The organism is Streptomyces sp. CHD11 (assembly GCF_018638295.1).
Classification (GTDB): domain Bacteria; phylum Actinomycetota; class Actinomycetes; order Streptomycetales; family Streptomycetaceae; genus Streptomyces.
This window is the reverse complement of record NZ_JABTTS010000020.1, coordinates 49,936-63,950: the sequence shown is the minus strand read 5'-3', so window position 1 is coordinate 63,950 and position 14,015 is coordinate 49,936. Positions and strand designations below refer to the sequence as shown.

The window sequence follows — 14,015 nt, the reverse complement described above, 5'->3', positions numbered from 1 at the left end:
GAGGGCCACGAACGGCACTGCCGTCCGACCGTTGGTCGGACGGCAGTGCCGTTCGTGGCCCCGGGCGGCGCCGGGCCGGGCGTCACGAGGCCGCTTGCAGCCGGTTCGCGATGAAACTGGTGGGCGTCATACCGGGCACCACGAGCCCGCTCTCGTAGGCGAAGGCGATCAGATGCCCGCGCCGGCGGATGCCCAGCTTGCCGAGCATCCGCGTGATGTGGGTCTTCACGGTGAGAGGACTGAGCCCCAGGTCGCGGGCGATGGCGTCACTGTCCTGACCGCTCGACAGCATGGTGAGGATCTCGCGTTCCCGTAGGGAGAGTTGTCCGGTGAGTCCGGGCGTGACCCGCGCCTGGGCCGTGTTGACGGCCGGGGCCGTCCCCAGGGCGACGACAAGGCCGCCCCGGCACACGGTCTCCAGGGCGGCGACGAGCTGCGCCGCGCTGACATCGGCGCCGAGCACGCCCGTGGCCCCGGCCCGCACCTGGGCATCGACCCTCTGAGCGCTGGGCGCGCCGAAGACCACGGTCCGGGCCACGGCACAGATCCGGGCGATCAGAGCGGTGAAGTCGTCCGGCCCTCCGGCAGCGTGCAGGGAGTGGTCGAGCAGCACGACCTCCGCCTCGGCGCCCCTGCCGAGCAGGTCTTCGAGATCCCTTCCGTGTGCGGCGGTTCCCACCACCCTCATGGTGCCGCTCGCATCGATCACCTTGGTGAGGGCCGCCCGCACGAGGCACGGCCCGCCTGCGACGATTACCTTGTCCACGGGTCCTTCTTCTCGGCTCGACAGCCCTTCCGGCACTGCCCGCCCGGCACAGGAACTCGGTCCCGGCCGGCTTGCGGGATGACCCGCCCCATCCTTCACACCGCACTTGACGGCAGGCCCTCGGTGAACCTGAGCGTTCCTTGACTGTGGGCGGCCGGCTGCCGCGCCACCGCGCCCGACCGGGGCAGCCGACTCACCCGCCCCGCCGCGCGGGGCGGATCCGCGTCAGTTCCCGCCGTCGTTCTCCACCGTCGGCTTGCCGGAAGCGGCGGGGCCGGACGCGAACCCGGTGGGCCTGATGGGCAGCGAACGCGACGGCGGTTACGCCGAGTACGTGACGGCTCCGGCGGAGCAGGCGCACGACGTGACGGACTCACCGCTCACGGACGACCAGCTCGCGGCACTGCCGACCGCCTACGGCACGGCGCTCGGCATGATCGAGCGGGGACGGCTGCGAAGGGGTGAGACGGTGCTGGTCTCCGGAGCGTCCGGCGGCGTCGGTCTGGCGCTGGTGCAGATCGCCCGTGCGCGCGGCGCGACGGTGCTCGCCGTGACCAGCCGTTCCAAGACCGACGCGGTGCGCGCGGCGGGCGCCCACCACGTCGTCGACCGCGCGGAGGACATCGCCGGACAGATCCGTGCCGCCGCCCCCGAGGGACCCGACGTCGCACTCGACGTCGTGGCGGGCGGCCTGGTGAGCGCGGTCCTGCCCCTGCTGCGCGAAGGAGGCCGGTGGGTCGTCGCCGGCGCGCTCGGCGGGTACGACGTGTCCTTCGACGTACGCCGCCTCTACCTGCACAACGCGCAGCTGATCGGCTCCTCGATGCACACGCCCACGCACTTCGGCCTCCTCATGGACCTGGCCCGCCGGGCGGAGATCCAGCCGGTCGTGGCCACGGCCTTCCCCCTGGACCGGGCCGCCGACGCGCAGCGGGAACTGGCCCGAAGGGACCACGTGGGGAAGCTGGTCATGCACCCCTGAGAAGCGTGTTCCGGCCCGCCGCCCCGCCAGGGACCCCCGGTCACCTGTCGTCGGCCGTCGCGTCCCCACGTCCGACCGCACCCTCATGGCCGGCCGGCGCCGCTCGAGCGGAAGAGACCCGGGGCGCGGGGCACCTCGCGCCGACGCGCCGTCCCACCCCGGCTCGCTCCGGCTCGCTCCGTCCCGCGCCAGCTCGCTCCGGCTCGCTCCGTCCCGCCCCGGCTCGCTCCGCCGGAGGCTTCAGCGGGCGAGTCCGGCCACGAACGTCCGGGTCAGGGCGGTCGGGGCCGTGATGGCGGTGCCCACGACGACGCTCAGCGCACCCGCCTCGAGAGCCCGGGCGGCCTGCCCGGGGGTCGCTATACGGCCCTCGGCGATCACCGGCACGGGGAGCGCGGCGGCGAGGCCGGCGACGAGGGCGAGGTCCGGGGCGCTCTGCACGGGGGAGCCCGGCACATAGCCGGAGAGCGTCGTGCCCACGAAGTCGGCGCCCCGCTCGGCGGCTTCGCGGCCCTCGTCGAAAGTCGACACATCGGCCATCACCAGGGCTCCCGCCTCGTGCACGGCCTCGACGAGCTCCGCGAAGGCGCTGCCGTCGGGCCGCGGGCGGGCGGTGGCGTCGGCCGCCACGACCGCGGCCCCGGCGTCCACAAGGGCGAGGGCGTGGCGCACGGTCGGGGTGATGAAGACGCCGCTGTCGCCGTCCTTCCACAGGCCGATGACCGGCAGGGCGACGGCCGCCACGGTGGCCGCGACGACCTCCGGGTCGTTGACGCGGACCGCCGCCGCGCCACCGGCCCGGGCCGCCAGCGCCATACGGACCAGGGTGTCGGTGTGCCGCATCGGGTCGCCGGGCGGGGCCTGGCAGGAGACGATCAGCCGGCCCTTCAGGGCTGCGGCGAGAGACGGGGGCATCGCGGGGCTCCGGTGGTGGTGGGCGGGTGGTGCAGGGGCAGGGTGCGGGGCAGCGCGGCCGCGCCGAGGACCGCGGCGTCGGGCCCGCCGCGCGGCGGTACCGGACGCAGCTTTCTCAGCGGCGCCATGAGTTCGGCGGCGAACGCCGCGTCCAGGGCATCCGTGTACAGCGCGCCGATGCGGGGCACGCCCCCACCGATGACGACACGGTCGGCTCCGAGGGTGTTGGCGAGGCCGCCGAGGGCGCGGCCGACCGCCTCGGCGCCGAGGACGACGGCCGCGGTGGCGTGCGGTTCGCCCCCGGCCGCGCGGGCGGCCACTCTTTCCAGGCGGTCCGCGGGGACTCCGCTCATCCGCGTGTAGTGGGCGGTGATGCCGGGTCCCGCCGCGATCGCCTCCAGATGTCCGGTGGCGCCACAGGTGCAGAGCAGTCCGTCGGCCTCGGGACTCGGCAGGTGTCCGAGGTGTCCGGCGATCCCGGCCGCGCCCTGCAGCATCCGTCCGTCCACCGCCACGGCGCCGCCGACGCCGGTGCCGACGGCCGCGTAGATCATCGTGACCCCGCGCCCGTTCCCGCCGTCGTGCGGGTCGGGCAGCTCCGTCGCCGCGGCCGCGCGTACGTCGTTGTCGCAGGCGACCGGCAGCCCTGTGCGGGCGGCGAGGCCGGCCGCCAGGGCGGTGCCGGCCCAGCCGCGGATCGTGTCCGTGGCGCTGGTGACGGTGCCGGTCCGCGGGTCGATGACTCCGGCGGCGGCGACACCGATCGCCGTGGTGCCCGGTGCCCACACCGTACGGACGGCTCCGGCGAGCGCGTCGAGCACCGCCTCGGCGCCGCTGGTCGCCGGTGTCGGCAGGGAGTGCCGGGCCAGGACGGCACCGTCGCCCGCGACCAGGGCCGCGGCGATCTTCGTGCCGCCCAGGTCGAGGCCGATCACCGGTGCTCCGGCGTCCGGACGGGATGCCGTCATCGGACCGGGAGCAGGCCGGCGCCGCGCAGCCGCTCCCCGACGAGGGCGATCGAGACCTCGTCCAGCTGGATCTGCGGGGCGGCGGTGGTGCCCTCGGCGAACACCCCGAGCAGGCGCAGCGCGTGCTTGAACGCGCCGATCGCGGAGGAGTTGCGGCCCATCTCGCTCTCCGGTCCGGCGTCGACCAGGCCGAACAGCTCGACGAGCCGCTCCTGTTCCGCGACGGCGCCGGCGAGGTCGCCGCCGCGCACGGCGTCGTAGAGGCGGACGTATCCGGCGGGGTCCACGTTGCCCAGACCGGGCACGACGCCGTCGGCGCCGGCCAGCAGGGCGGCGTCCACGGTGAGTTCGGAGCCGGTGAGGATGCTGAAGCCGGGGGCGGGGCCGTCGGCGCGGCCGAGGCGCCCGCCGAGCCCGACGATGAGCCGGCGCAGGCCGCCTTCGTCGCCGCTGCTGTCCTTGAGGCCGGCGAGGGTGCCGTCCTCGGCCAGTTCGCGGACCAGGGCGACGGAGAGCTTGCTGTGCACGCAGACCGGGATGTCGTAGGCGTACAGGGGCAGGTCGACACGGGAGCGCAGCGTGCGGAAGTGGCGGGCGATCTCGACGGGGTGGGTCCGGGTGTAGAAGGGCGCGGTCGCGACCAGGCCGTCGGCGCCGGCCTCGCGGGCGGCCTCCGCGTGGACGAGGACACGCGGGGTGGTCATGTCGATGACGCCGGCGATCACGGGAACGCGGCCCGCGGCGGCCTCGACGACGGTCCGCAGCGTCACCTCCCGCTGCCGGTCGGTGAGGAAGGCGACCTCGCTGCTGGACCCCAGGGCGAACAGCCCGTGCACTCCCCCGTTCACGAGGTGCTCCACGTGCCGGGTGAGCGAGACGGTGTCGACCTCTCCCGACGCGTCCAGGGGGGTGCAGACGGGCGGCACGACGCCGCGGAGGGGCTGGGACGGGGACATGGTGACTCCTGGGCTGTGCGGATCGGTGGTACCGGGAGGGCGGGGCGCCCGCGGCCGGTGGCGTGCGGGCGGCCCGGCGCCGGGACGCTAGGACGTGGTCACGGTGAGCGTTCCGTCACCGTAGGACCGCTGGGTCCCGCGCACGAGGTAGGTGGCGGTCGTCGGCACGGCGCCCGCGGTGGCGTTCGCCGGGACGGTGACGGGGATCTTCATGTTGGCGCCCTGGCCGGGGTTGAGCGCGGGCACCGTGACGGCCGGCGCGCTCCAGCCGGCCGGCAGGGAGAGGGAGACCGTGCCGCCGGGGAGGGTGACGTCGTTCTGGCTGACGACACGGACCGTGACGGTGGTGGTCCTGCCGGCGGGCAGGGAGGCGGGCGGGGTGACGGTGACCGGCGCGCAGACCCCGCCGAGCCACTGCAGGTCGAAGGAGGAGTAGGTGATGTGCTGGTAGTTGGCGCGCTCCCACAGCATGCCCACCCGGTCGTTGCCACGGGTGCCGTCGCCGAGCGGGGTGAGCGTGGAGTAGGCGGCCGGGCCGGATTCGGCCGCCTTGCGGATCGGCCAGTTCTGCCCGTTGTCGCAGGAGAGCCGGACGGTGAGGTTGCTGCGGCTGTTGGTGGTCGCCGTGTTGCTGAACATCAGCCACTTCGCCCGGGGGTGTGTGGCGGGCAGGTCCGGTGCGAAACGCATGACCGAGCCGTTGTTGGCGGGGTCGGGCAGTTCCCTGTCCTGCTGGAACGGGGTGTAGGTGACACCGCCGTCGGTGGAGTACGCGACCGTGCGGTAGGGAGTCGAGCGGTTGTTGAGCATGACGCGGCCGTCGGAGAGTTCGACGGTCTTGTTCTCGTCGCCGCCGGGGCCGACCGGGGTGCCCATCCGCCAGGTGGCGCCGTGGTCGTCGCTGTACGCGCTGACCGCGTAGTTGGCTCCGTTGTCGCGGATGGCGTACTGCTGGATCAGGCGGCCCTTGTAGGTGCCGTGCCGCAGCTGGATGCCCTCGCCGGAGGCCGCGAACATGCCGGCCCAGGCCGGGTTCTTGATCTCGGCGGTGATCCGCTCGTGCCGCCAGGTCAGGCCGTCGTCGTCGGAGTAGCTGTAGTCGGCCTGCAGGACGTCCGGGTCACTCTCGTCGTTGCCGGTGGCGGAGCCGAAGAAGCCCTGGTTCACGGAGGCGGCGTAGAAGACGAAGATGCGGCCGGTCTCCCGGTCCACGAGGAGGCTGGGGTCGCCGTAGCCCTTGGGGGCGGCTTCCTTGCGGACCACCTGCCGGGGCTGCCAGGTGGCTCCGCCGTCGGTGCTGCGGCGGAGCACCACGCCCAGGTTGCCGGGCAGGTCGCCGAGGGTGGGGCGGGCGTCGTACGCGGCGATCAGGGTGCCCTCGGTGGTGCGGGTCAGGGCGGGGATGCGGTAGTAGGGGGAGCCGGTGCCGGCGGTGGCGATGTTCTGCGAGGTGAGGGTGCCGGGGGCCGCGGCACCCTGCTGCTCGGCCGTGTGCGCGGCGGGCGTACCGGCGACCAGGAGCGCCAGGGTGGCGCCCGCTGTGGCGGCGCTCAGGGTGACTCTACGCTGCATGAACGGGCCTCTTCTCGGGAGTGGTGTCAGGCGAGTTGGGGATCGTGCAGGGTGGAGACGGCTGGGTCGTCGAGAGCGTGGGACGAGGTGAGCAGGGCTCGGACCCAGGCGAGTTGCTCGCGCCGGTGGTGGCCGCCGCCGCCCTCGTGCCCGTTGAACTCGTAGACCCGCAGGCCCGTGTCGCCGCCGTAGCGGTGGTAGGCGGCGAAGCAGGTGGAGGGCGGGCAGATGTCGTCCATCATGGCGATGGAGAACAGTGACGGTGCCGTGGCACGGGAGGCCAGCAGGGCGGCGTCGATGTAGGACAGGGTGGTGAAGACGGTCTCGGCGCGGTCGCGGTACAGGCTCAGGTACTCCGCGATCTCGGTGTAGGGCGGGGCGCCGGCGATCAGTGCCGCGCGGCGGATGTCGCACAGGAACGGGGTGTCGGGCATGACGCCCGCCAGGCCCGGGACGAGACCGGCGACGGCGAGCGCGATGCCGCCGCCCTGGCTGTGGCCGGTCACGACCACCCGGTCGGGGTCGACCGAGGGATGGGCGCGGGCGGCCTCGACGAGGCGCACGGCGTCGGTGTACACGCGTCGGTAGTAGTGGCTGTCCGGGCTGTCCACGCCGCGGGTCAGGAAGCCGGGGACGTCACCGTTCAGTGAGACCGTGTCGGGGGTGTCGCCTCCCGCGGTGGACCAGCCCTGGCCGCGGGTGTCCATGATGAAGTGCGCGTAGCCGGCGTTCGCCCAGAGCACCTGCTCGTGCGGCAGGCCGCGACCGCGTCCGTAGCCGAGGAACTCCACGACGCAGCCGAGCGGGCCGGACGCCCCCGCCGGCAGGTGCAGCCAGCCCCGTACGGGCTCACCCGCGAAGCCGGGCACGGTCACGTCGTAGGTCGTCACCTGGGTCAGGCCGGTGTCCACGGCGGTGAAGCGGGAGGTCCCGCCGGCCGCCCGGGCCGTGCGCAGGGTCCGGTCCCAGAACGCGTCGAGGTCGGCCGGTTCGTCGAGGTCGGGCCGCAGGGCCAGGCACTCGGCGAGGGTGAGGTCCGTCAGTGGCATGGAGAGGGCCCCGGTGGGTGAGGCGGCGTGCGCGCGGCGCAGCGCAGCGGATCGATTTAAGAGCAGACGTCTGATGTCTGTTGTCCTGGGACCCTAGAGATCCGGAAGTCGACCGTCAAGTGGTCCGCCCGCCGCCGGGACACCCCGCCGGGACACCCCGCGAAGCGCGGCGCGGGCGGCCCCGGTACGGGACCGCCCGCGCCGCGGAGGAACCGGTCAGCGCCTGGAACGCGCCTCCGCGATGCGCTTGCGGACGGGTGCGTAGTGCTCGCTGAGCGCGGCCGCGAACTCGGCGGGCTCACGGTCGCGCACCGCGTCCACGATGCGCTGGTGGTTGGCGATGGTGGTCGCCTCGTGCTCGTGCGTGAAGACGTCGAGGTGCGGGGCGACGATCACGTAGACGTCCCAGAACGCCGTGGAGAGCTGCCCGATGAGGTCGTTGCCGAGCGGGGCGACGAGCAGCGTGTGGAAGGCGCGATCGGCCTCGACGAAGCCGTGCCCCTCCCCGGCGCCCGCCCTGCGCATCTCGTCCACGAGCGCCGCGAGCCGGTCGATCTGCTCGTCACTGAGGGACTCCACGATCCGTTCCGCCATGCCGCGCTCGAACAGCTCGCGCACCTCGACGAGATCACTCATCACCTGGAAGTCGTCGTCGGGGCTGAGCAGGCCGCGGAAGGCCAGGCTCTCCACCAGGGCGGACAGGCTCAGCCGGCCGACATAGGTGCCGTGGCCGTGCCGCACCTCGACGATGTCGAGCGCGGTGAGGATCCGGATGGCCTCCCGCACGCTGGAGCGGCTGGCACCCAGCGCCTCGCACAGGGCCGGCTCCGTCGGCAAGGGGTCCCCCGGGCGCAGCTCGTTGCGCAGAATGTACGACTTGATCCCGTCGACGACTTCCTGCCGCAACGGTTGCCGTGCCGCCTTGGGCTCCGGAACCGCACCCCGGATCGCCCTTTGTCCCACCGCCACCTCTTGACCCCTCTCCTTCGCCCGACTACGTTCCCACGCTATCAAGCATCAGACATCAGACGTCTGATGCATAGGCGACCGGGTACGTTCGCGCCAGCCCGTCGCACAGAACCAGCCATTCCGTATCCTCGCCCGTCATGATTCACCCCGCCAGGAGGATCCCTTGTCCCCGCGCAGCGCAGCCGGCGTCGACCGCCGCACCTTCATGAGATACACCAGCGCCCTCGGTGTGGCGACCGCGGTCACCGCGGGCCTCTCCGCCTGCGGCGGGCCGGGCAGCACCGGTGACGGCTCCGGCGGTTCCGGCGGCAGGACCGACACCATCGAGGCCGGGCTCTCCTACCCCCTCTCCACGGGCTTCGACCCCATGATCACCTCCGGCGCGACCCCGTTCGCCGCCAACATGCACATCTTCGAAGGCCTGGTGGATCTCGATCCCACCACCCTGGTCGCCCGCCCCACGCTGGCCACCGCGATGCCGCAGAAGATCAACGCGACCACCTACCGGGCCACCCTGCGCGAGGGTGCCACCTTCCACGACGGTTCCCCGGTGACCGCGGACGACGTGGTGTTCAGCTTCGAGCGGGTCCTGGACCCGGAGAACGCCTCGCTGATGGCACAGTTCGTGCCCTTCATCGACCAGGTGAAGGCGGTCGACGCGTCGACGGTCGAGTTCAGGCTGAAGTACGCCTTCGCGCTCTTCCCCTCCCGCATAGCCGTGGTGCGGATCGTGCCGAAGAAGATCGCCGGCGCCGACGCCAAGGCCTTCGACGCCAAGCCGGTCGGCTCGGGCCCGTACCGCTTCGTGTCCGCGGTCCGCGAGGACAAGATCGTGATGGAGGCGTACGACCGGTACAACGGCCCCCACCCCGCCAAGGCCGAGAAGATGGTCTGGCGCCTGATCTCCGACCCGTCCGCCCGGGTCAGCGCCCTCAAGTCCGGGCGCGTGCAGGCCATCGAGGACGTGCCCTACATCGACGTCGACGGCATCACGGGCAAGGACAAGGTGGAGTCCGTCCAGTCCTTCGGCCTGCTCTTCCTGATGTTCAACACCAAGGACAAGCGCTTCGCGGACAAGCGGGTGCGCCAGGCGCTGCACTACGCGCTCGACACCGAGAAGATCATCTCCACCGCCCTGCTGGGCAACGCGGAGGCGGCCACCGGATACGTGCCGGCCACGCACCCCGACTTCCACAAGGCCGCCACCGTCTACCGGCACGACCCGGACAGGGCGAGGAAACTGCTCGCCGACGCGGGCGCGGGCAAGCTCTCCTTCACGCTGCTGCTCACCGACAACGGCTGGGTCAAGGACATCGCCCCGCTGATCAAGGAGAGCTGGGCGGCGGTCGGCGTCGACGCCAGACTCGACATCCAGCAGTCGGCCGCCCAGTACGCCAAGATCGACCAGGGCGACTTCGACGCCCTGGCCGCGCCGGGCGACCCGTCCGTCTTCGGTAACGACGCCGACCTGCTGCTGCGCTGGTTCTACTACGGCTTCTGGCCGGAGAAGCGCTACGGCTGGACCGGCGACTCCGCCTACAAGCAGGTCACCTCGCTGCTGGACAAGGCCGCGGCGGAGGCGGACGAGGCGAAGCGCAAGGAGCTGTGGGGCCGGGTGACCGACCTGGTCGCCGACGAGGCGGCCCTGTATCCGGTACTGCACCGCAAGCTGCCCACCGCCTGGCGCGACGGGACGCTGCCGGGGTTCGAGCCGCTGCCCACCACCGGTCTCTCCTTCATCGACGTCGGCCGCGCCTGACCCCGCACGCCCACGCCGACGGGCCGCCGCGCCGCCGCGTGCGGCGGCCCCCGCCCCGATCGCTAGGAACCTCACGATGGTCGCTTTTCTCCGGCTCACGCTGCGCCGCGTCGCGATGATGCCGGTGATGATCCTTGGCATCGCCCTGCTGGTCTTCGTCGTCCTGCAGTTCTCCCCCGCCGACCCCGCGTACAACGCGCTCGGCGACAGCGCGAGTCCCGAGGCGCGTGCCGCGTTCGCCGAGGAGCACGGTCTGAACGACCCGCTGCCCGTGCGGTACTTCGCCTTTCTCGGTGATCTGCTGCGGGGAGACCTCGGTGTCACGGTGGCACCCAGCCAGCCCGTGGTCGACCGGATCGCCACAGCCTTCCCGCTCACCTTCCAGCTGACGCTCCTCGGCCTCTCGCTGGCCATCGTGCTGGCCCTGGTCCTCGGCGTCACCAGCGCCGTCTGCCGCGACCGCTGGCCCGACCAGGTCTTCCGGGTGCTGTCGATGGTCGGCATCGCCCTGCCCTCGTTCTGGCTGGGTGTCCTGCTGATCCAGCAGTTCGCGCTGAACATGCCGATCCTGCCGACCGGCGGCTACGTCAACCCCGCCGACTCCTTCTCCGGCTGGCTGGAGAGCCTCACGCTGCCGGCCATCGCCCTCGCCCTGCCGGTCGCCTCCTCGCTGGCACGGCTGATCCGCACCTCGATGGTCGCCGAACTCGACCGCGACTACGTGCGCACCGCCCGCGGCAGCGGCCTGCCGCCGTCGATGATCATCCGGTCGGTGCTGCGGAACTCCCTGATCACCCCGCTGACCGTGCTCGGCGTCAAGGTGGGCTACATGCTCAGCGGCGCCGTCGTCATCGAGGCGATCTTCGACCTGCCCGGCATGGGCAAGCTGATCCTCGAGGGCGTCAACGGGGGCGACGTCGGTCTGGTCCAGGGCACGGTGCTCACCATCGCCATCGCCTTCCTCGTGGTCAACGTCGTCGTCGACCTGCTCTACCTGCTCGTCAACCCGCGCATCAGGACGGTGTGATGTTCGCCCCACGCTCCCTCGCCGAGCGGCTCAGGCCGGGCACCCGCCTGCGCCGCCTGCCCGTACCCTCCCGGATCGCCTTCGGGATCCTCCTGGTGGTCGTCCTCGGCGCGGTCCTGGCGCCCCTGCTCACCCAGGACCCGCTCGCCACCGGCGTCCCGGCCCAGCCGCCCGGCGCCGACCACTGGTTCGGCACCGACCGGGCCGGCCGCGACGTGTTCGCCCGCGTCGTGCACGGCGCCCGCTACTCCCTCGTCATCGGCTTCGGCGCGACCCTCCTCGCGCTGGCCATCGGCTCGTCCCTGGGCGCCCTGGCGGCCACCTCGCGCAAGTTCGCCGACGAGTCGGTGATGCGCACGCTGGACGTCATCATGTCGTTCCCGCCGATCGCCCTGGCCGCCGTCCTCGTGGCCGTGTTCGGGCCCAGCGTCCCGGTCATCATCTTCACGATCGCCTTCGTCTACTCCCCCTCGCTCGCCCGCGTCGTACGGGCCAACGTGCTGGAGCAGTACGGCGAGGACTACGTCGCCGCCGAGCAGGTCATCGGCGCCCGCCGCCACTACATCGTCGCCCGGCACGTCGCCGTCAACTGTGCCGCGCCGGTCCTGGTCTTCGCGACCGTGATGGTCGCCGACTCGATCATCTTCGAGGCGAGCCTGTCCTTCATCGGCGCCGGGGTGCAGGACCCCGATCCCAGCTGGGGCAGCGTGCTGGCCTACGGACGGCAGATCCTGCTCTCGGGCGGCTGGTGGGCGACCCTCTTCCCCGGTCTGTGCCTGCTGATCACGGTGCTCGCGCTGAACGTCCTGTCGGAGGGCATGACGGACGCCGCCGCGTCACCGGACAAGGCCCGCGCCGACGGCGGCGACACCACCGAGAAGACCGCCGCCGCCCTGCCGGCCGCCGACCGGGCCGCGGCGGACGCCGCGCTCGCCGAGCTCGCCACGCGGATCGAGGCGACCGAGCCGGCCGTCCCGCCGCTGGCCGAAGACGCGTCCGACCTGCTGGTCGTCCGGGACCTGTCCATCCGCTTCCCCGACCGCTACGGCGACATCCCCGTGGTCGACGGCATCTCCTTCACCGTCCGCGAGGGCGAGACGCTGGGCCTGGTGGGTGAGTCCGGCTGCGGCAAGTCCATCACCAGCCTCGCGATCATGGGTCTGCTGGCCCGCAACGCCGAGGCCGAGGGGGAGATCCTCTACCGCGGCCGCGACCTGCTGACGCTGTCGCCGAAGGAGCGGCGGGCCCTGATGGGTCCGGAGATCGCGATGGTCTACCAGGACGCCATGTCGTCCCTGAACCCGTCGGTGCTGATCGGCACCCAGCTGCGGCGGCTCACCTCACGCGGCGGCACCCGCACCCCCGCCGAGCTGCTGGAACTGGTCGGTCTCTCCCCCGAGCGCACCCTGCGCAGCTACCCGCACGAGCTCTCCGGCGGACAGCGCCAGCGCGTACTGATCGCCATGGCGCTCTCCCGCAGCCCGCGACTGCTCATCGCCGACGAACCGACCACCGCGCTCGACGTGACCGTGCAGGCCCAGGTCGTCGAACTGCTCATCAGGCTGCGCGACGAACTCGGCTTCGCCATGGTCCTGGTCTCCCACGACCTGGCCCTGGTCGGCGACCTCGCCCACCGGGTCGCGGTGATGTACGCCGGTCAGGTCGCCGAGGCCGGTGACACCCGCGCCCTGCTGACCGACCCGGCGCACCACTACAGCCGGGGACTGCTCGGCTCCGTCGTCTCGCTGGAGGCGGGCACGGAGCGGCTGCACCAGATCCGCGGCGTGGTGCCCGCGCCCAGGGCGTTCGGCCCCGGCTGCCGGTTCGCCTCCCGGTGCGCCGCCGCCACGGAGCTGTGCGCCACCACCCCGCCGCCCGCCGCCGACCGCGACGGTGCGCCGGACCACCTGTTCGCCTGCCACCACCCGGCGCCCGTGCGCCCGTCGGCCAAGTCGCTGGAAGGTGCCCGATGACCGCCCCGAAGGACACCACCATGGACCCGCCGGCCGCCACGACGGACCGACACAACGGCACGGCGGACACACCGGCCGGCTCCGCGGACCCGCTCGTCCGGCTCGACCGCGTCCATGTCCGGCACAAGGCACGCAGCGGCGGCATCCTGCGCCGGGACGCCGTGCACGCCCTGACCGACGCCTCGCTGGAGGTCCGGCGCGGCGAGATCCTCGGACTCGTCGGGGAGTCGGGCTGCGGCAAGTCCACCCTGGCCCGGGTGGTCACCGGGCTCCAGCGCCCGACCGAGGGCCAGGTGCACTTCAAGGGGCAGAACCTCTGGGAGATGCCGGCCGCGGAACGCCGCGGCCGCTTCGGGTCGAGTGTCGGCGTGATCTTCCAGGACCCGTCCACCGCCCTCAACCCGCGCCTGCCGGTGCGCCGGATCCTGCGCGATCCGCTGGACGTGCACGGCTGCGGCACCCGGCCGGAACGCGAGCGGCGCGTCGAGGAGTTGCTGGACCTGGTCGGCCTCCCCGGCCACACCCTGGGGGCGCTGCCCGGCCAGCTCTCCGGCGGTCAGCGACAGCGGGTGGCGATCGCCCGCGCGCTGGCGCTGGAACCGGAGCTGATCGTCGCCGACGAGCCCACCAGCGCCCTGGACGTGTCGGTACGCGCCCAGATCCTCAACCTCCTCGTGGATCTGCGCTCCCGGCTCGGCCTCGCCATGGTCTTCATCTCCCACGACGTGCAGACGGTGCGCTATCTGGCCGACCGCATCGCGGTGCTGTACCTCGGCCGTGTGGTGGAGGAGGGCCGGGCCGCCCAGGTCTCCGGCGGCTCCCGCCACCCGTACACCGAGGCCCTGTTGTCGGCCACGCCCAGCCTGCTGGAGCGTCCGGACCGGATCGTGCTGCACGGCCCGGTGCCCTCGGCGACCAACCCTCCGTCGGGCTGCCCGTTCCGCACCCGCTGCTGGAAGGCGGACGACGACTGCGCCACCGCGTTCCCGCCCGCCTCCGACGGCCCGGACGGCCACCGCTGGCACTGCGTCCACCCTCAGCCGACGGACCCGCCGGAGGCCGTCCGCGTCGTCTGACCT

The 14,015-nt window shown here is 72.9% G+C and carries 11 protein-coding genes and 1 pseudogene; 5 read left to right on the top strand and 7 right to left on the bottom strand.

Annotation, left to right across the window (positions count from 1 at the left end):
- Positions 1 to 82: 82 nt before the first annotated feature.
- Positions 83 to 766, bottom strand: coding sequence for a response regulator transcription factor (locus HTV45_RS34860; RefSeq protein WP_215207237.1), 684 nt, complete (start codon positions 764 to 766; stop codon positions 83 to 85).
- A 271-nt stretch (positions 767 to 1,037) separates the two neighbouring features.
- Between HTV45_RS34860 and HTV45_RS20325 the strand changes: the two are divergent.
- Positions 1,038 to 1,748, top strand: a pseudogene (locus HTV45_RS20325) (zinc-binding dehydrogenase); the annotation flags it as partial.
- Between the two features lie 240 nt (positions 1,749 to 1,988).
- Here the strand turns inward: HTV45_RS20325 and HTV45_RS20320 are convergent.
- The 6 genes from HTV45_RS20320 to HTV45_RS20295 all read right to left on the bottom strand — a co-directional run bounded on the left by HTV45_RS20320 (position 1,989) and on the right by HTV45_RS20295 (position 8,171).
- Positions 1,989 to 2,663, bottom strand: coding sequence for an N-acetylmannosamine-6-phosphate 2-epimerase (locus HTV45_RS20320; RefSeq protein ID WP_215207236.1), 675 nt, complete (start codon positions 2,661 to 2,663; stop codon positions 1,989 to 1,991).
- Complete coding sequence (locus HTV45_RS20315) at positions 2,636 to 3,631, bottom strand: ROK family protein (RefSeq protein ID WP_215207235.1); 996 nt, start codon at positions 3,629 to 3,631, stop codon at positions 2,636 to 2,638. The genes HTV45_RS20320 and HTV45_RS20315 overlap by 28 nt, the downstream gene beginning before the upstream one ends.
- Positions 3,628 to 4,587, bottom strand: a complete 960-nt coding sequence (locus HTV45_RS20310; RefSeq protein ID WP_215207234.1) for a dihydrodipicolinate synthase family protein — start codon at positions 4,585 to 4,587, stop codon at positions 3,628 to 3,630. Before HTV45_RS20310 ends, HTV45_RS20315 begins: the two co-directional genes overlap by 4 nt.
- Before the next feature lie 87 nt (positions 4,588 to 4,674).
- Positions 4,675 to 6,159 (bottom strand): exo-alpha-sialidase, encoded by a 1,485-nt coding sequence (locus HTV45_RS20305; protein ID WP_215207233.1) that lies wholly within the window; start codon positions 6,157 to 6,159, stop codon positions 4,675 to 4,677.
- Positions 6,160 to 6,185: 26 nt separating this feature from the next.
- A complete protein-coding gene (locus HTV45_RS20300; RefSeq protein WP_215207232.1) occupies positions 6,186 to 7,208 on the bottom strand; it encodes an alpha/beta fold hydrolase in 1,023 nt (340 codons plus the stop codon).
- Between the two features lie 216 nt (positions 7,209 to 7,424).
- The gene (locus HTV45_RS20295; protein ID WP_308309719.1) at positions 7,425 to 8,171 is read right to left on the bottom strand and encodes a FadR/GntR family transcriptional regulator; all 747 of its coding nucleotides are present in this window, start codon (positions 8,169 to 8,171) and stop codon (positions 7,425 to 7,427) included.
- Between the two features lie 211 nt (positions 8,172 to 8,382).
- On the opposite strand from HTV45_RS20295, the gene HTV45_RS20290 reads away from it, so the two are divergent.
- The 4 genes from HTV45_RS20290 (at position 8,383) to HTV45_RS20275 (ending at position 14,012) form a co-directional block, all read left to right on the top strand.
- Entirely contained in the window at positions 8,383 to 9,936 is a 1,554-nt protein-coding gene (locus tag HTV45_RS20290) for an ABC transporter substrate-binding protein (protein WP_215207281.1), read from the top strand.
- Positions 9,937 to 10,012: 76 nt separating this feature from the next.
- Complete coding sequence (locus HTV45_RS20285; protein WP_215207231.1) at positions 10,013 to 10,963, top strand: ABC transporter permease; 951 nt, start codon at positions 10,013 to 10,015, stop codon at positions 10,961 to 10,963.
- Positions 10,963 to 12,936 (top strand): dipeptide/oligopeptide/nickel ABC transporter permease/ATP-binding protein, encoded by a 1,974-nt coding sequence (locus tag HTV45_RS20280; protein ID WP_215207230.1) that lies wholly within the window; start codon positions 10,963 to 10,965, stop codon positions 12,934 to 12,936. Before HTV45_RS20285 ends, HTV45_RS20280 begins: the two co-directional genes overlap by 1 nt.
- A complete protein-coding gene (locus HTV45_RS20275; RefSeq protein WP_251692451.1) occupies positions 12,933 to 14,012 on the top strand; it encodes an ABC transporter ATP-binding protein in 1,080 nt (359 codons plus the stop codon). The genes HTV45_RS20280 and HTV45_RS20275 overlap by 4 nt, the downstream gene beginning before the upstream one ends.
- The last annotated feature ends 3 nt before the right edge of the window (positions 14,013 to 14,015 follow it).

Bases quoted from the DNA above. Each gene is read 5' to 3' on its own strand.
- HTV45_RS20285 (WP_215207231.1), top strand. From the start codon at position 10,013: ATGGTCGCTTTTCTCCGGCTCACGCTGCGCCGCGTCGCGATGATGCCG.
- HTV45_RS20320 (WP_215207236.1), bottom strand. From the start codon at position 2,663: ATGCCCCCGTCTCTCGCCGCAGCCCTGAAGGGCCGGCTGATCGTCTCC.
- HTV45_RS20275 (WP_251692451.1), top strand. From the start codon at position 12,933: ATGACCGCCCCGAAGGACACCACCATGGACCCGCCGGCCGCCACGACG.
- HTV45_RS20280 (WP_215207230.1), top strand. From the start codon at position 10,963: ATGTTCGCCCCACGCTCCCTCGCCGAGCGGCTCAGGCCGGGCACCCGC.
- HTV45_RS20290 (WP_215207281.1), top strand. From the start codon at position 8,383: ATGAGATACACCAGCGCCCTCGGTGTGGCGACCGCGGTCACCGCGGGC.
- HTV45_RS20300 (WP_215207232.1), bottom strand. From the start codon at position 7,208: ATGCCACTGACGGACCTCACCCTCGCCGAGTGCCTGGCCCTGCGGCCC.
- HTV45_RS20315 (WP_215207235.1), bottom strand. From the start codon at position 3,631: ATGACGGCATCCCGTCCGGACGCCGGAGCACCGGTGATCGGCCTCGAC.
- HTV45_RS20305 (WP_215207233.1), bottom strand. From the start codon at position 6,159: ATGCAGCGTAGAGTCACCCTGAGCGCCGCCACAGCGGGCGCCACCCTG.
- HTV45_RS20310 (WP_215207234.1), bottom strand. From the start codon at position 4,587: ATGTCCCCGTCCCAGCCCCTCCGCGGCGTCGTGCCGCCCGTCTGCACC.